General features: G+C 66.7%; 15 protein-coding genes. 8 read left to right on the forward strand and 7 right to left on the reverse strand.

Annotated features, from left to right (window positions below):
- Positions 1-49: 49 nt before the first annotated feature.
- Positions 50-898, reverse strand: coding sequence for an SDR family oxidoreductase (locus AL755_RS11000; protein WP_054011044.1), 849 nt, complete (start codon positions 896-898; stop codon positions 50-52).
- A 9-nt stretch (positions 899-907) separates the two neighbouring features.
- A complete protein-coding gene (locus AL755_RS11005; protein WP_054011045.1) occupies positions 908-1,468 on the reverse strand; it encodes a Dps family protein in 561 nt (186 codons plus the stop codon).
- A gap of 262 nt (positions 1,469-1,730) precedes the next feature.
- On the opposite strand from AL755_RS11005, the gene AL755_RS11010 reads away from it, so the two are divergent.
- On the forward strand, positions 1,731-2,690 hold the full coding sequence (locus AL755_RS11010) for an aldo/keto reductase (RefSeq protein ID WP_054011046.1): 960 nt from the start codon (positions 1,731-1,733) through the stop codon (positions 2,688-2,690).
- Position 2,691: 1 nt separating this feature from the next.
- On the opposite strand, the gene AL755_RS11015 is transcribed toward AL755_RS11010, so the two are convergent.
- A complete protein-coding gene (locus tag AL755_RS11015) occupies positions 2,692-3,312 on the reverse strand; it encodes an L-threonylcarbamoyladenylate synthase (RefSeq protein WP_054011047.1) in 621 nt (206 codons plus the stop codon).
- A 191-nt stretch (positions 3,313-3,503) separates the two neighbouring features.
- Here AL755_RS11015 and AL755_RS11020 point away from each other — a divergent pair, with 191 nt between their 5' ends.
- Positions 3,504-5,879 (forward strand): transglycosylase domain-containing protein, encoded by a 2,376-nt coding sequence (locus AL755_RS11020; RefSeq protein WP_237762665.1) that lies wholly within the window; start codon positions 3,504-3,506, stop codon positions 5,877-5,879.
- 100 nt (positions 5,880-5,979) lie between these two features.
- On the opposite strand, the gene AL755_RS11025 is transcribed toward AL755_RS11020, so the two are convergent.
- On the reverse strand, positions 5,980-7,578 hold the full coding sequence (locus AL755_RS11025; protein WP_054013003.1) for a S53 family peptidase: 1,599 nt from the start codon (positions 7,576-7,578) through the stop codon (positions 5,980-5,982).
- Positions 7,579-7,910: 332 nt separating this feature from the next.
- Here AL755_RS11025 and AL755_RS11030 point away from each other — a divergent pair, with 332 nt between their 5' ends.
- Both AL755_RS11030 and AL755_RS11035 read left to right on the forward strand, forming a co-directional pair.
- Positions 7,911-8,849, forward strand: coding sequence for a toll/interleukin-1 receptor domain-containing protein (locus tag AL755_RS11030; protein WP_054011048.1), 939 nt, complete (start codon positions 7,911-7,913; stop codon positions 8,847-8,849).
- Between the two features lie 22 nt (positions 8,850-8,871).
- Positions 8,872-9,759, forward strand: coding sequence for a DUF4231 domain-containing protein (locus AL755_RS11035; protein ID WP_054011049.1), 888 nt, complete (start codon positions 8,872-8,874; stop codon positions 9,757-9,759).
- Between the two features lie 19 nt (positions 9,760-9,778).
- Here the strand turns inward: AL755_RS11035 and AL755_RS11040 are convergent, their stop codons facing one another.
- From AL755_RS11040 to AL755_RS11050, 3 genes are all read right to left on the reverse strand, one after another.
- Positions 9,779-10,375 carry a hypothetical protein gene (locus AL755_RS11040; RefSeq protein ID WP_150117097.1) on the reverse strand — a complete coding sequence of 199 codons (597 nt, stop codon included), beginning with the start codon at positions 10,373-10,375 and terminating at the stop codon, positions 9,779-9,781.
- A 12-nt stretch (positions 10,376-10,387) separates the two neighbouring features.
- Positions 10,388-12,253, reverse strand: coding sequence for an MFS transporter (locus AL755_RS11045; RefSeq protein ID WP_082369159.1), 1,866 nt, complete (start codon positions 12,251-12,253; stop codon positions 10,388-10,390).
- 134 nt (positions 12,254-12,387) lie between these two features.
- Positions 12,388-12,759 (reverse strand): DoxX family protein, encoded by a 372-nt coding sequence (locus AL755_RS11050; protein WP_054011051.1) that lies wholly within the window; start codon positions 12,757-12,759, stop codon positions 12,388-12,390.
- Between the two features lie 160 nt (positions 12,760-12,919).
- Between AL755_RS11050 and AL755_RS11055 the strand changes: the two genes are divergently transcribed.
- The 4 genes from AL755_RS11055 (at position 12,920) to ureC (ending at position 16,191) form a co-directional block, all read left to right on the forward strand.
- Entirely contained in the window at positions 12,920-13,645 is a 726-nt protein-coding gene (locus tag AL755_RS11055) for a TetR/AcrR family transcriptional regulator (RefSeq protein ID WP_082369161.1), read from the forward strand.
- Positions 13,646-13,780: 135 nt separating this feature from the next.
- A complete protein-coding gene (locus AL755_RS11060; protein ID WP_054011052.1) occupies positions 13,781-14,083 on the forward strand; it encodes an urease subunit gamma in 303 nt (100 codons plus the stop codon).
- A gap of 42 nt (positions 14,084-14,125) precedes the next feature.
- Positions 14,126-14,482 carry an urease subunit beta gene (locus tag AL755_RS11065; protein ID WP_054011053.1) on the forward strand — a complete coding sequence of 119 codons (357 nt, stop codon included), beginning with the start codon at positions 14,126-14,128 and terminating at the stop codon, positions 14,480-14,482.
- Positions 14,479-16,191, forward strand: a complete 1,713-nt coding sequence (gene ureC, locus AL755_RS11070) for an urease subunit alpha (RefSeq protein ID WP_054011054.1) — start codon at positions 14,479-14,481, stop codon at positions 16,189-16,191. The genes AL755_RS11065 and ureC overlap by 4 nt, the downstream gene beginning before the upstream one ends.
- The last annotated feature ends 11 nt before the right edge of the window (positions 16,192-16,202 follow it).

Genomic DNA, 16,202 nt, shown 5'->3' on the forward strand with positions numbered 1-16,202 from the left:
GCCATGGATACGCTACCGCCCGGTTTGCCTCACGGGTAGCTTTGCGTGTTCAGGGCCCGTTGCTGGTGCCCCTTTGGCTGGCCTGGCGCCAGGAGTCGTCCGGCAGCAGGGAACTTGCCTGCGCCCCCATCTGGGACATGCCGCCGTCCACCGCCCAGCTGGCGCCCGTGACATAGCCGGCCCCGGGCGAGGCAAGGAAGGCGATGACCGCCGCGATCTCCGCGGCCGTTCCGGCGTGGCCCAGCGGGATGCCGGGGCGGGGAATGTCATGGGGGTGGCGGGTTTCCGTGGCGTGCAGGTGGGTGGCAATTTCGCCGGGGGCCACCGCGTTGACGGTGATTCCGTGCCCGGACAGTTCCACGGCCATGACCCGCAGCAGCCCGTCCAGGCCGAACTTGGAGGCGCAATAGGCGCCAAAGCCAAAGCGAGGCTGCTGTGCGTGCACGCTGGTCACGGCCACGATCCGCCCGCCCGAGCCGCCGGCCACGAGCAGCCGGGCGGCCTCCTGCAGGCACATGAACGCCCCGTTGAGGTTGGTGTCAAGGATCTGCCGCCAGTCCTCGAGGCTCGTGTTCAGGACCGACGCCGTCAATCCCACCCCCACGTTGTTGACGAAAACGCCCAGCCCGCCCAGCTCCTTGGCGAGGGTGTTGACCGCCGGGGCGCAGGAGGGCAGGTCCGTGGTGTCCAGCCACAGTGACGCGCTGCGCCGGCCAAGTTCCCCAATCTGCATGGCGGTGTCGGCCGCGCCGGCTTCGTCGTCATGCCAGGTGAAGCCGACGTCGAAGCCGGCACCGGCCAGGGCAATCGCGGTAGCCTTGCCGATCCCGCGGTCGGCACCGGTCACGACGGCGGTGCGCGGGTAGTGTGCCGTGCCGTCGTGACCGGGTGCCTCCATGGGGAGCGCCTACTTGGCTTTCTTGGCGGCCGAACGCTCAGTCTTGGCGCCGGCCGTCAGCAGGTCGCCGTCGTCGTCCTCCAGGTGTGCGCGCATGAACCACTGGAACAGTTCGAGGGCCGCGCACTGGCCGATCAGCATGTCCTCGGTGATGGCATCGAGCGCGCCAACCTCGGAGAGGGCCTTGCGGTGGCTGGAGAGGAACCCCGTATAGACCACGTCGAGGGCGGCAAGGTGTGCGGCCGTGCCCGCCCGGCCAATTGCATAGTCGTCCCAGCTGCGGGCGGCGACGAGGGCGCCGGGCAGGCCGTTGGGGGAGACCCCCAGGGTTGCGATGCGTTCGGCCGTGGCATCAACCATGGCCCGCACGACGTCGATCTGGGGGTCGAGCATCTCGTGGACGCTGATGAAGTCGCGCCCCACCACGTTCCAGTGCGCGTGCTTGAGCGTGAGTTGGAGATCGTTGAGGGCGTGCAGCCTGGACTGCAGGAGCTCGGCCACCCGGTGCCCGTCCTGCAAGGAAAGCCCGGGAACCGTGTATCCGGCATGTAAGGTCCTCTTGACAACCATGTGCGACTCCTTCGTTGGCATCTTCATTGACGGCATGTGTCCTTGCTGCCCGCCGGCAGGTTCCCGGCGTTGGCTCCACGGTAGCCACCAGGACGGGTCAGGTCTAGGGTTGCCCGAACCGTGTCGGTCCATTACGGCGTCACGCGTACGGCGTGCCGCCGCACTACCACGGACGGGCCCCGCGCCGCAGGGCGGCGCAATATGGGCGCCGGGGCCTGAAACATTCCGAAACCCGGCGCCCCGTTGATGGCAAAGTGGGGCCATGACCAACCAAGCAACTCATTCCCCGCAACGACTCATCTACGGCTGCATGGGCCTCGGCGGAAGCTGGGACACCTCCCCGTACGGTGCCGCGGACGTCGAGCAGGCGGCCGCCGTCATCGAGGCCGCCCTCGCCGCCGGGATCACCTTGTTCGACCACGCCGACATCTACCGGATGGGCAAGGCCGAAGCCGTCTTTGGCGAGGTCCTTGCCGCTACGCCGGGGCTGCGCGAAAAGATCCAGGTGCAGTCCAAGTGCGGCATCCGGCACGGCGGCAACGGCCTGCCCGGGCGTTACGACTTCAGCCGGGAAAACATCCTGGCCCGCGTGGACCACAGCCTGCGGAGCCTGCGCACCGACCACCTTGACACTTTGCTGCTCCACCGCCCCGACCCGCTCATGGACGTGGCCGAAGTGGCCGGCGCCGTGCGGGACCTCCTGGCCGACGGCAAGATCCGCGCACTTGGCGTTTCCAACATGTCGGGGGTGCAGATCGCCTACCTGCAGGACAACCTGGAAACTCCCATCGTGGTGAACCAGCTCGAGATGAGCCTGGCCAAGCGCGCCTGGGTGGAGAGCACCGTGCTGGTCAACCGCGACGACGACGGCGCGGCCGGCTTCCCGCACGGCACCCTGGAACACGCCGCAGCGAACGGGATCGAGTTGCAGGCCTATGGCTCGCTGGCGCAGGGCCGCTACGCGGGACAGAATCAGCCAGCCCCTGCCGACGCCGCCGCGACGGCGCTCGTCGCGGAACTGGCCGCCGGTTACGAGACGTCCGTGGAGGCCGTGGTGCTCGGTTGGCTCATGCGCCACCCCGCCCGCATTTCGCCGGTGATCGGCACCACGAACCCCGCGCGGATCGCGGCCTGCGCCGATGCCCCGCGTGTTGCCGCCGCCATGTCCCGGACCGACTGGTACGGGCTCTGGGTTGCCGCCCGCGGTGCCGATCTGCCCTAAGTTACTCGAAGCGGGAGGCGTCGCCCATGCCGTGCCGCACCACCTCGGCGTAGCCGCTGGAGAAGTCGACCACGGTGGTGGGCTCGGCCCCGACGTCGCCGGAGTCGATGACGGCATCCACCACGTGGTCAAGGGTCTCCTTGATTTCCCAGCCCTGGGTCAGCGGCGCCTCCTCGCCGGGCAGCAGCAGGGTGGATGAAAGCAGCGGTTCGCCCAGCTCCTCCAGGATGGCCTGGATCAGCCGGCTGTCCGGGATGCGCACGCCCACGGTCTTCTTCTTGGGGTGGGCCATGCGGCGCGGCACCTCCTTCGTGGCGGGCAGGATGAACGTGTACGGGCCCGGCGTGACGGCCTTGATGCTGCGGAAGATGTCGTTGTCCACCATGACGAACTGGCCCAGCTGGGCGAAGTCCTTGCACACCAGGGTGAAGTGGTGCTTGCTGTCCAACTGGCGGATGGCGCGGATGCGGTCCAGGGCATCCTTGTTGCCGATCTGGGCGCCGAGCGCGTAACAGGAATCGGTGGGGTAGGCGATCAGGCCGCCGTCGCGCAACAGCGCCACGACCTGGCTAACAGCCCGGGGTTGGGGATCATCGGGATGGATATCAAAGAATTTGGCCATGCCACGAGCTTACGTCCGGCGGAGTCATTTTCAGCTTCTTCACACCTTCATGAGGCAGGGTTAGGGTAGCTATCATGGTTGCCGTCCAGTCTCGGCAGCACAATTTTCAGTACCAGGAAGGCCCATACCGGATGCCAACAGGAACTCAAGGCCCAAGAATCGGCGCCATTTGGCGAGACAGCGGCACCGCTTTGGGAAACCTTCTTAAGCTCTTTGTGGTGTGCGGATTGTGCGGCGTCCTTGTCGCGGCACTGCTGGTTCCGGCGGGTGCCGCGGCCACCGCCGCGGTCTCCGGCACCGACAGCCTGCTTGCCAACATGCCCAGCACCCTGGCCCTGACTCCGCCGGCCCAGGCCACGAAGGTGCTGGCCAATGACGGCTCGACCATCGCCACGTTCTATGCCCAGGACCGCGAAGCGGTGTCGCTGGCCAACATGTCGCCGTTCATTCGCAACGGGATCGTCTCGATCGAGGACGCCCGGTTCTACGAACACGGCGGCATTGACCCGACGGGCATCCTGCGTGCCCTGGTGGCGACCGTCCAGGGCGGGCGCGAGGGTGCCTCCACGATCACCCAGCAGTATGTGAACAACGTGATCATCGAACAGCTGGTCTCCAACGGCAAGACCGACGCCGTCAAGCTGGGACAGCAGAAAACCGTCGGAGACAAGCTGACCGAGATGAAGCTCGCGATCGGCCTGGAAAAGGAGATGACCAAGGATCAGATCCTCCAGGGCTACCTGAACATCATCTACTTCGGCAACGGCGCCTACGGCATCCAGGCGGCCGCGAAGCTGTACTTCAACACCAACGCCAAGAACCTGACGCTGCCGCAGGCCGCGGCCCTGGCCGGCGTGGTCAACAGCCCCACCTTCTATGACCCGCTGACCCAGCCGGCGCACGTGGTGGACCGCCGCAACGACGTCCTGGCGAAGATGCTCCAACAGGGCAAGATCTCCAAGAAGTCGTACACGGCCGCCGTGAAGGCGCCGCTGACCCTGCACGTGAATATGCCCCAGCAGGGTTGCGTGGCTGCGGCCACCGCACCGTATTTCTGCGATTACGTCCAGCAGCTCGTCGTCAACGACAAGGCCTTTGGCGCCACGCCGGAGGAGCGGACCAAGTTCCTCTACCAGGGTGGGCTGACCATCAGGACCACGCTGGATCCGAAGCTGCAGAAGGTGGCCCAGGACCAGGTCAACGGCACCATCTCCGCAACGGATCCGCTGCAGCGCGGTGCCGCCGTCGTCAGCGTCCAGCCGGGCACCGGCAAGGTGCTCACCATGGCGCAAAACACCATCTACAACCCGGCCGACAAGGTCGGGAACTACATGGGCAACTTTGCCCTTCCGATCAACGACGCCAACGGCAATCCGCTGGACGGTGCCGGCGGTTTCCAGATTGGTTCAACGTTCAAGCCGTTTGTCTTTGCCGAGTGGCTCAACAGTGGCCATTCCATGATGACCACGATCAACGGTGCCGTGCGCGACTATCCCATCGGCTACCCGTGGAAGAATTCCTGCGGCAGCACGACGGGTAGCTATGATCCTGTCAGCGGGACCAACCTGCTCCCCAACGACGACCCCGACCACTACTACCCGATGACGGCCTACCTGGGTCTTGCGATCTCCATCAACACGGTCACTTTTCAGACGGCCAGCCAGCTGGACTTCTGCAACATCCAAAAGATGGCGACGGCCGCGGGCGTCAAGGACGGCCACACGAACAAGCCCTACGACCTCTCCAGCATCGCGAACCTGATTGGTACCCAGAACGTGGCGCCGATCGACATGGCGACGGCGTTTGCCACGTTTGCCAGCGGCGGCGTCCGTTGCGAGCCGATCGCCCTGACGTCCATCACGGACGCCAACGGCAAGAAGTACCCGGTACCGGGGGCCGACTGCCAGCGGACCATGAGCAAGGAAGTGGCCGCGGGTGTCACCTACGCCCTGCACTACATGCTCACCAACGGTTCCGGCTACGCCATCCCGCTGAACAACAAGGACATGTCCTTCGCCAAGACGGGCACCTCGGACGGCAACATCCAAACCTGGACCGTGGGCGCCAACTCCGGCGTCGCGACGGCCGCATGGTTTGGCAGTTACAAGGGCTACGCCGACAAGTACATCAACCAGGACCTGACGATCAACGGCGTGTACTACCCCAACATCGACGGAAACCAACTGGCCGGTTCCAACTGGGCCGCCGTCATGAACGCGGCCGCCGACACCGGCAAGTACGATTCCTCTGCACTGGTCCAGCCGCCGGCGGAAATGTTGAGCCAGACGGCGCCCCTGGTGGCCGGCGTGAACGACCCCATGGGCAACAGCGGGCTTCCCACGCTGCCGCAGAACGGTGACGGAACCACGGGTGACGGCACCACCGGCGGAACCGGAAGCAACGGGGACGGGACCACGGGCGGCACCGGCGACGGCACCACCGGCGGTACCGGAGGCGGCACGGGTACCGGCACAACCACGCAGGCCCCCGTGGTACCGGTGCCGACCCAGGCGCCCGCGCCGACAAAGGGCGGCACGGGAGCCAATCCGCCCACCGCCAAAAAGTAGCCCCTCCGGCTAACGCCAAGGAACAGCACGCATAGGACGCCGGCAATCTCCCCCACGGGAGATTGCCGGCGTCCTTTGTCGTGGCGGAGTGTGCCGGCGGCTATCCGGCGGTCAGGGCGGCCAGCAGCGCCGTGCCCACGGGGACGCCCAGCCCGGTGCAGGCATCCCACCCCGCGGTGGCGTGGAACGCGCCGTTGCTGCCCTTGGTGATGTCCCGGAAACCGGGGGTCGTGCTGCCGGCGGCGAGGTTGGCGTAAAGTGCCGGCTGGATCAGCCCAAAGCCGTGCCCCGCAGACTGGGCCATGCGGGCAATCAGCGCCGCCCACAGCGGGGCCACGGCGCTGGTGCCGCCAATGACCATGTCGGTGCCGTCAACCCGGACGTTGTAACCCGTCTCCGGGTCCGCCACACCGGCAACATCCGGTACGCCGCGGCCCTTTGCCGCGGTGGCGCCGCCTTTCTTGGCCTTGGCCGTGATGTTCGCCTGCCAGGACGGCAGCGGGAACGTGTCGCTGACCCCGCCGCCCGTGGCCGAGCTGGTGGAGTCGTTCCACACGGTTTCCGACTGCACCGCACCGGTCGTGGGGTTGGCCTCCAGCCGCGTGCCGCCGCAGGCCAGGGCGTGCGGGCTCGACGCCGGAAAGTCGACGTGGTTGTTGCCGTCGGTTTCGCCGTCGGCGCTGCCGTTGTCCCCGGCCGCAGCCGTCACGGTGATGCCCAGGACGGCCGCGTCGATCATGGCGTTGTCCATGGCCGTGCGGGCCTGTGCCGTCCACTGGTCCTCGCTTTGGCCCCAGCTGATGCTGATGGCGGCGGGCGTTGGCGTGTCGTGGGCGGCCTGGGCGATGGCGTCGACAAAACCGGCGTCGGTGTTGGGGGCAAAGTAGACCTTGACCGAGGCCCCGTTTGCGAGTGCGCCCACTACTTCCACGTCCAGGAGCACCTCGCCGTCGGCGCCCTGCGGATCCCCGCCAGGGACATTGACGGCGCCGTCCACGCCGACCGCGGTGACGGTGGGTCCGGTGATGCCCAGGCCGGCAAAATACGTGTCAAGATCCGCCTGGTCGAAACCCCCGCCCAACTCGATGATGGACACGGTTTGCCCCGTGCCGTCGGTGCCCTGCGGGAAGCCGTAGATCGTGCCCAGCTGAGGTGGCGAGTAGCTTACGTTGGCGGCCTTTGCGGGCGAGACGTGAAACTGGGCCCGGCTTTGCGGCCTGTCGTCCAAGCCCAGCACGGCCGTGATCACCCCGTCCAGTGCCGCCGGCACGCTCAGCCCGCCGGTGCGGTGCCGGTGCGTGACGGTCGCGTTGTCCGGTGCCGTGCTCGTGACGGTTTCCAGGGTGGTGCCAAAGATCCCGGCCAGCACCCCTGCCGGTCCGCTCACGCGCAGACGGCGGGTGGCGGCGTCGGCCTCGGTGACGGTGGCGCCCAGGCCGGTCAACGTGGTGGTGACAAGGTCGATGTCCGCGGCGCTGGCACCGTAGGCGGCGGCCGCGTCGGGGCCTGCGCTCTTGCCGGGAAGGGCGTCGTCGGGGACGTCGCCGGCCCGGCGCAGGTACACGCTGATTTCGACGGTCCCGGTGGCGGCGGCGCCCGGAGCGGCCGCCGCCGCGTTGGGTGCCGGGGCCCGTTCGCTGCCGGGCAGGGGCACGCGGGCGGGGCCGGGGGAGTGGGAGTTGTTGCTGGGACTGGTCATGGAGATCACCGTTCAATCGTGATGGTGGCGGGTTGCGTCGCACCTCTCGTGCTTCCCATGGCAGCTCCACGCATCGTTCCCCTTCGCCGCTGCGACCCGGCGAAAAATCGTGGTGCGGAATGGGCCGCACCACCGGGGCCGTTGCGCCCCATTCGCGATATTACGGCCGTACCCGGGGGTACACAATGAATCGGAAAACCTCTTTTGCAAGATGTTTGCCGGGACGCCAAAACCGCTTCTTGACAGGACGGAGGCCGGCGCGCACCATGTTGAATTATTAGCTGCGTACTCTGTTCTGCGATGGCGTGCCGTTGCGGAGATTTGAGGGATCCATGGTCAATGGACAGCAACCGGAGCCCGACCGCCCGCGGCGCTTTTTTGTGTCCTATGCCCGCGCCGACAGGGAAAATTTGGCGGGGCTCCTCTTTGGCCTGGAAACCATGCACCACCAGGTGTGGATCGATTCCAAGCTCGACGGCGGCCAGGCCTGGTGGGATGAAATCCTGGCAAGCATTCGAGCCTGCGACGCCATGGTCGTTGCCGTCTCCAATTCCCTGATCAACTCGGAGGCGGCCCGCCTGGAACGCGCATATGCCCAGCGCCTGGGCAAGCCGCTGGTGCCGGTCGTCGTGGCTCCCGTCAACTATGATTTCCTGCCGCCCGAGATTGCCGCCGTCCAGCTGATTGACCACACCCATCCCGACTCCGCATCGAGCTTCCGGGTGGCCTCCGCCCTCAACGCGCTGCCCCTGGCACCCCCCTTGCCGAATCCGTTGCCCGCACCGCCGCCCGTGCCGGTGTCCTATATGTCCGGGATCGCGCAGAAACTCCGCAAGCCCGTGCTGTCGGAGGATGAGCAAAGGGTCATTGTCGGCCAGCTCCGGGACCGGCTGGCCCGGCCGAGGGACCCCGCGGACCGGGCCGGCGCCATCGAGCTGCTGGGCCAGATGTCCGGGCGGACAGACCTGTTGCACATGATCGGCCAGGAGGTCGACCAGCTGCTCTACGAGGCCCAAACCACCGGGGCCAGGGTGACGGCATCCGCGCCCAGGGTTCAGGCCCAACCCACGTTTCAAGCCCAGCCCAGGTTTCAAGCCCCGCCCAACCTTGCGCCCCCGCCCGGCAAGGTGCCGGCCATTGTGCCGCAGCGCCGCTCGGGAATGTCCGCGGGCGCCGTGATCGCCCTGGTGTTGGGGGCAATAGTCGTCCTGTTCTTCGTGCTGGTCATCATCGAGGCAATCATCCAGGGCCAGGCGGTTACCGGTACGTGACCGGCGGCTGGAGGGATGAACCATGGACATCGAATTTTCCGAGGCGGACCTCCCCGACTTCTTCCGTGCCTTCGACCAGGCATCCCTGCGCGGCCAAAGGCTGACCCTGCGCATCAGCGCGTTGCGGCTGGTGGGTGCCCTGCTTGCAACGGTGGGCGCCACCCTCAGCTTCCACCTGGCCCGGGTGGACGTGTGGGCGTTTGTTTCACTCCTTGGCTTCCTCGGGGCGCTGGCCGCCGAGCTTGTCCTGATGGTCACGCAACCGGAGAAGAGTTGGTACGACGGCCGGGCGGCGGCCGAGTCGGCAAAGACCCTGGCCTGGCGGTACAGCGTAGCCGCGGACCCGTTCTTCGGTGAACTGGGCGAAAGGGAGGCCGTCAAACTGCTCCGGCGCCGGCTGGAGGAGGTTGCGGGGGAGATCGCCGGACAGATCGTGGTCAGGGATACCGACGGCGCCTACTGCACGGACGCCATGACCCTGCTGCGCAATGCACCGTTTGAGCAGCGGCGCGAGGTGTACATCTCCCGCCGCACCAAGGACCAACAGCGGTGGTATGCGGCCAAGGCGGTGTGGAACCAGCGGCGCTCCACTGCGTGGCGGGTATCGCTGCTCAGCTGCGAGGTGGTCGCGCTGGTGCTTGTCACCGGCCGGGCCCTGGACGTTTGGCCGGTCGATTGGGCCGCCACCCTGGCAGCGGCCATTGCCTGCGGTGCCGCCTGGCTGGCCCTGAAACAGCACTCGTCCCTCGGGGCGGCCTATTCGGTGGCCGCCGCGGAGCTCCTGCGGCAAATCGGGATCCTGGAGGAAACGACGGAGGCGGACTGGGCGCATGCGGTGGCCGACGCCGAGGATGCCGTCAGCCGCGAACACACCATGTGGCTGGCCAAACGGGGCGCCGTCAACGGCTAGCAGATCTGCGGCCGCTCAATCAGCGGCGGTTCAGGCTCCCCGGTGCGGGGTCGGTGGCGGCCTGTTCGGCCAGGGCAAACACCGATTCCAGCAGGGCCACGGCCTCGCGGTACTCGGCGATCGCGGAAGCCGTTTCACTGTCCCGGGTGTCACCGCGCAAAGCTGCGGCGAGGGCCACCGCTTTGGCGAGTGCCGAGGTTTCCGGGCACCGTACGTCGGTCATGGCCGGGAAGTCGATGGCTGCGGCCGGGTCCAGCTCATAACGGCTCCAACGGGCCAGGACGGCGTTGTGCCTGGCGGCCAGGGCGGCGTGTTCGCCGGCGGCCCGGGCGTGCTCCCGGATTGACGACTGCGCGGCCAAATGCCGGGACGTCAGCATGCCGGCCCAGAACCAGGTGCCGGCCGCAAGCACGGCCAGCAGCGCGCCCGCCCAGCTGTTGGCGGCCGTGGTGATCAGGATGGCCGGCAGGAGTACGCAGACGCCGGCGAAGCCGTACCAGAATTTCGTGTCGGGATCCCGTTCACGGGCGGGGCGGGACTTGACCAGCCACACGGTTGAACCCGTGGCCAGCACCACCAACCCCACAAGAACGCCCAGGGTTGCCACGTCCATCACGGCACCTCACCTTCACGGTCCGGTACCGCCCGCTCCGGACGCTTGAGTATTGTCCGGAACCACTGCGGGGCCGGAACTCCTACTTCCATTGCAGGCCTTTAGTTGGCTTTGGTCAAGGGGTGCGCCGTGATCGGGCAGGGGCGCTGCGGCGGGCGTGTCACCATAGGCGTATTTACCGCCACGCAGCGCCGAGGCGACGGCCGCCACGAGGCACGCCGCGATGGCAAAGACAAAGGCGACGGCGAGTCCGTCGGAGAACGGGCCGGAGATCAGTGCCGGGAAGAAGCCGCGCCCGGTCAGGTAGGCGGCGTCGGCGGGCGGCAGTTTTGCCAGCACGGTTGGTCCCAGCAGGGATTGGACCGGGTTGTAGCCGAGCAGGGAGGAGAACAGCACCGAGACCGGCGGCAGGGCGGCGACCCGGGCGGCGTCGGCGGTGCTGACGCCGTGGGCCGTGAGCCCGGCCGTCAGGGTGGCCGGCAGGGACCTGGCCAGGCCGGTGATCATAAGGGAGAAGAAGATGCCGATGGAGAGGACCATGGCCGAGTTTTGGAAGGTGGTGCTCATGCCGGCGCCCACGCCGCGGCGGTTGGACGGCAGGGCATTCATGATGCCGGCCCGGTTGGGGGCGGCAAACAGGCCCATGCCGATGCCGTTGAGCAGGAGGGCGGCCGCGAACGTCCAGTAGTCAAAATCCACGGGCAGCAGCAACAGCCACAGGAAGCTCAGGGCCGCCACCACCATGCCGCCGGTGGCCAGCAGCCTGGCCCCGTGTTTGTCGGAGATGGCGCCGGACACCGGCCCGGCCACGAGGAAGCCCGCCGTCAGCGGCAGCATGTAGATCCCGGCCCAGAGCGGCGTGTCGGCAAAGCCGTAGCCGTGCCGGGGCAGCCAAATGCCCTGCAGCCAGATGATGAGGATGAACATGAGCCCGCCGCGGCCGATCGCCGAGAGCAGGCTGGCCAGGTTTCCCGCCGTAAACGCCCTGATCCGGAACAACGACAGGTGGAACATGGGGTCGGGAACCCGGGTTTCGATGATGCAGAACAGCACAAGCACCGCGACGCCGCCCACGAGGGAGCCGGCAACCCACGGGTTGGTCCAGCCCATCGTGTGGCCGCCGTAGGGCTGGATGCCGTAGGTGATGCCGACCAACACGGCCACCAGGCCCGCGGCAAAGGTGATGTTGCCCCACCAGTCCAGCCGTGCCGGTTGCCGGATGCCCGTGTCGCGGAGGCGCAGGTACGCCCAGATGGTGCCAAAGATGCCCACGGGCACCGAGACCAGGAAGACCAGGCGCCAGTCGATGGGGCCCAGCAGGCCGCCAATGATCAGGCCTAGGAAGGATCCCGCGATCCCGGCCACCTGGTTCAGGCCCAAGGCCAGGCCCCGCTGTTCCACCGGGAACGCATCGGTGATGATGGCGCTGGAGTTGGCCATCAACAAGGCACCTCCCACGCCCTGGAGGATGCGCATGAAGATCAGCCACAGCACCGCAGGGGTGCCCTGCATCCAGGTCAGCGCCAACAGCACTGAGAACACCGTGAAGATCGCAAAGCCGGCGTTGTACATCTTCACCCGCCCGTACATGTCGCCCAGGCGGCCGAAGCTGACCACCAGCACGGCCGTCACCACCAGGTAACCCATGATCAACCACAGCAGCAGGGACGTGTTGGCCGGGGTGAGCGGATTGATGCCCACCCCGCGGAAGATGTCGGGAAGCGCGATGAGCAGGATCGAGGCGTTGATGGTGGCCATCAGGATGCCCAGCGTGGTGTTCGAGAGCACTATCCACTTGTAACGGGGGCCGCCGGGGCCTCCCGCCCGCGGTGCCGCCACTGTGTCGATACCCCTGCGAACCCGTGCTTCGGTCACGCTCATCAGCCCCTTTGCACACTCGGACAACCGTGCGGGCAGGGGCTTATTGGTTACCTCTGTCAACTAACAATTCTAGTCCCGTGCGCTGCTCCCGGACCTTGGAAGTTGCCGTGAAGATCGCCGAAGGCGCGGGCTGGTCAGCCGTTGAGCCCGGCGAAACGGCCCCAGGCAACAAAGACGGCCAACACGAATAACACGGCATTGACCGCAATCGTGCTGAATTCCTTTTGGCGCAGGTGCCACAGGGCGGCCAACACCATGACGAGGGCCAGTGCAGAAGCGGCAATGGGTGTCAGGACCGGGGCAATGTTCGTCAGCTGGGGCAGGATCACTCCCACGGCACCGAGGATCTCGGCAATGCCAACGAACCTGACCACGCCCACGGGAAAATGGTTCACCCAGGGCATCCTTGTGCCGAGCTTGTCGATCGGCTGGCTGACCTTCATGGCCCCGGTCGCCAGGAACATAACGGCAAGCAGGATCTGGACAATCCACAAGGCAACATTCATGGCGGGACCTCATTCGACTTCGGAGTTCAATCAAGGAGTACGTTCCACTTGGGACTAAATGGAGAGCGTTCTCCGTTTGGTCACTCGGCATAACCGGACTACGCCGGATTCTATTCCACGGCTGTTCCCCCCGCCCGGCGCTTGTGCCTAGAATCGGACTATGGAGCAGCTGCGAAGGAGCGACGGCGTTGCAGCCGGTGCGCCGGACGCCCCGCTCCGACTGGACGCGGTAAGGAACCGGGCCAGCATCCTCACCGCCGCGGCCGCGGCCTTTGCCAGTGGCGGCATCGAGGTGCCGCTCAGCGAAGTGGCCCGCCGGGCTGGAGTCGGCATCGCCACCCTGTACAGGCGTTTTCCCGACCGCGAGAGCCTCATCAACGCCGTGTTTGAGGACAAAATGGCCCACTTCGCCGACCTCGTCGACACGGCCCTGGGCATGGAGGATGCCTGGGACGGCTTTGCCTGGTACCTGCACAGTGTTGCCGCCATGCAGCGGGACGACCACGGATTCATGAACGTCCTCACTACACGTTTTCCACCGGACCAGGCGGCGGGCATCGAGGCTCACCGCAACCGGGCATTCCGCGGCTTCCACACCCTTGTTCGGCGGGCCAAGGCCACGGGCCGGTTGCGCGCCGACTTTTCCGAAACCGACCTGCCCATGCTGCTCATGGCCAACGCCGGCATCATCGAGGCGACCTCGAACGCCGTACCGGAGGTGTCGGCCCGGTTCCTGGGGTATATGCTCGACGCCTTTGGCACCGGTCCGACGTCGTCCGGGCTACCCACAGCACCCGTGCCGGGCAGGCTCCACGCGGCCATGGCGGCCTCGGGCGGCTGCGCCCCGGCATCGAACACCGGCTCCGGGGGACCCCGCGGACCATGACGGAAAACATGCCGTCTTTGCTTCCTAAAAACCTCTGATAATCTAACCCTATCCACGGGCCTCCCGGCATGTTTCCTTGCCGGTCGAAGATAACGGGTGGACACTGGTATCCGTTGCTGAATTGAGGAGAATTGCATGCATTTGACGCCCCGTGAACAAGAGAAACTCATGATTGTGGTGGCCGCCGATCTGGCCCGCCGCCGGCAGTCCCGCAGGCTCAAGCTCAACCATCCCGAGGCCATCGCGATCCTGAGCTATGAACTGATCGAGGGTGCCCGCGACGGGCGCACCGTCGCCGATCTGATGAGCTGGGGGAGCACCATCCTCAGCCAGGACGACGTCATGGACGGCGTGGCCGACATGATCAAGGACGTCCAGGTCGAGGCCACGTTCCCGGACGGGACCAAGCTTGTCACCGTGCACAACCCGATCCGCTAGCCCCGGGTCCACTGCCACCCCACGCGCCAAGAAAGGCACGCCATGAAACCCGGCGAATACATCCTTCGCACCGAGCCCATCACCTGCAATGCCGGGTTGGCGGCCAAATCCATTGAGGTCACCAATCGTGGCGACCGGCCCATCCAGGTCGGCTCGCACTATCACTTCCTGGAAGTCAACGACGCGCTGGAATTCGACCGGACCGAAGCCCGCGGCTTCCGGCTGGACATTCCAGCGGGCACGGCCGTTCGCTTTGAACCCGGCGACGCCAAGACCATCAACCTGATCGCGCTCTCCGGCACGCGGGACGTCCACGGTTTCCGCGATATGGTCAACGGCCCGCTGGATGCGCCCACCACTCCCGGCAACTCCGGCAATGAAGCGGAAGGCAGCAAATGAGCTTTGAACTGAGCCGCAAACAGTATTCGGACCTGTACGGGCCCACCACGGGCGACGCCGTCCGCCTCGCCGACACCGAGTTGTTCGCCGAGATCGAGTTCGACCACACCAAGTACGGTGAGGAGGTCGTCTACGGCGGCGGCAAGGTGATTCGCGACGGCATGGGCCAAAACGGCCAGCTGGTCCGCGACGAGGACATCCCCGACACCGTCATCACGAACGTGATCGTGCTCGACTACACCGGCATCTACAAGGCCGACGTCGCGCTGCGCGACGGCCATATCTTCAAGATCGGCAAGGCCGGCAACCCGCAGATCTCCGACGGCGTCACCATCACGATCGGTGTGGCCACGGACATCATCGCCGGTGAGGGCAAGATCCTCACGGCCGGCGGCATCGACACCCACGTGCACTTCGTCAGCTCCGACCAGATCCCCGTGGCCCTGGCCTCCGGCGTCACCACCCTGATCGGCGGCGGCACCGGACCCTCCGACGCCAGCAAGGCCACCACCGTGACCCCCGGCGCCTGGCACATCGCCAAGATGCTCCAGGCCGTCGACAACATGCCCATCAACATCGGCCTGCTCGGCAAGGGCCACGCCAGCGCCCGCGAGCCGCTGGCCGAACAGATCCGCGCCGGCGTCATCGGCCTGAAGGTCCACGAGGACTGGGGCTCCACCACCTCCTCGATCGACATGTCCCTGCGGATCGCCGACGAATTCGACATCCAGGTCGCCATCCACTCCGACACGCTCAACGAGTGCGGCTTCGTGGAGGACACGATCGCGGCGATCGGCGGGCGCGTCATCCACACCTTCCACACCGAAGGTGCCGGCGGCGGGCACGCCCCCGACATCATCAAGATCGCGGGCCTGCCCAACGTGCTGCCGGCGTCCACCAACCCGACGCTGCCGTACACGGTCAACACGATCGACGAGCACCTCGACATGCTCATGGTCTGCCACCACCTGAGCCCGGACATCCCGGAGGACGTGGCGTTCGCCGACTCCCGCATCCGCAAGGAGACCATCGCCGCCGAGGACGTCCTCCACGACATGGGCATCTTCTCCATCACCAGCTCCGACTCCCAGGCCATGGGACGCGTCGGCGAGGTGGTGCTGCGCACCTGGCAGGTGGCCGACGCCATGAAGCGCCAGCGCGGCAAGTACGACGACGACCCCGCAGTGGGCGACAACGCCCGCCTCAAGCGCTTCATCGCCAAATACACGATCAACCCGGCGATCGCCCACGGCATCGCCGATTCCGTGGGCAGCATCGAGGAAGGCAAGTTTGCCGACCTGGTGCTGTGGGAGCCCGCCTTCTTCGGCGTGAAGCCGGAAATGGTGCTCAAGGGCGGCCAAATGGTCATGAGCGTCATGGGCGACCCCAACGCCTCCATCCCCACCCCGCAGCCGCGCACCCTGCGCAGCAACTTCGCGGCGCTGGGCCGGGCCGTGCACTCGAGTTCCATCACGTTCATGTCGCAGGCCGCGATCGACGCCGGCGTGCCCGCCGAACTGGGGCTCCAGCACGAGGTGCGCCCGTGCCACGGAATCCGCAACCTGACCAAGGCGGACATGAAGCACAACGGCGAAACACCCGAGATCGAGGTGGACCCGGAAACCTACGAGGTGCGGGTGGATGGGGAAGTGGTGACCGCCGAGCCGTCAACCGTGCTCCCCATGGCACAGCGCTACTTCCTCTTCTAAAAAGGATCTTA

Origin of the sequence: Arthrobacter sp. ERGS1:01 (assembly GCF_001281315.1) — a bacterium.
GTDB lineage: Bacteria > Actinomycetota > Actinomycetes > Actinomycetales > Micrococcaceae > Specibacter.

Bases quoted from the DNA above. Each gene is read 5' to 3' on its own strand.
- AL755_RS11000 (WP_054011044.1), bottom strand. From the start codon at position 898: ATGGAGGCACCCGGTCACGACGGCACGGCACACTACCCGCGCACCGCC.
- AL755_RS11005 (WP_054011045.1), bottom strand. From the start codon at position 1,468: ATGGTTGTCAAGAGGACCTTACATGCCGGATACACGGTTCCCGGGCTT.
- AL755_RS11010 (WP_054011046.1), top strand. From the start codon at position 1,731: ATGACCAACCAAGCAACTCATTCCCCGCAACGACTCATCTACGGCTGC.
- AL755_RS11015 (WP_054011047.1), bottom strand. From the start codon at position 3,312: ATGGCCAAATTCTTTGATATCCATCCCGATGATCCCCAACCCCGGGCT.
- AL755_RS11025 (WP_054013003.1), bottom strand. From the start codon at position 7,578: ATGACCAGTCCCAGCAACAACTCCCACTCCCCCGGCCCCGCCCGCGTG.
- AL755_RS11030 (WP_054011048.1), top strand. From the start codon at position 7,911: ATGGTCAATGGACAGCAACCGGAGCCCGACCGCCCGCGGCGCTTTTTT.
- AL755_RS11035 (WP_054011049.1), top strand. From the start codon at position 8,872: ATGGACATCGAATTTTCCGAGGCGGACCTCCCCGACTTCTTCCGTGCC.
- AL755_RS11045 (WP_082369159.1), bottom strand. From the start codon at position 12,253: ATGAGCGTGACCGAAGCACGGGTTCGCAGGGGTATCGACACAGTGGCG.
- AL755_RS11050 (WP_054011051.1), bottom strand. From the start codon at position 12,759: ATGAATGTTGCCTTGTGGATTGTCCAGATCCTGCTTGCCGTTATGTTC.
- AL755_RS11055 (WP_082369161.1), top strand. From the start codon at position 12,920: ATGGAGCAGCTGCGAAGGAGCGACGGCGTTGCAGCCGGTGCGCCGGAC.
- AL755_RS11060 (WP_054011052.1), top strand. From the start codon at position 13,781: ATGCATTTGACGCCCCGTGAACAAGAGAAACTCATGATTGTGGTGGCC.
- AL755_RS11065 (WP_054011053.1), top strand. From the start codon at position 14,126: ATGAAACCCGGCGAATACATCCTTCGCACCGAGCCCATCACCTGCAAT.
- ureC (WP_054011054.1), top strand. From the start codon at position 14,479: ATGAGCTTTGAACTGAGCCGCAAACAGTATTCGGACCTGTACGGGCCC.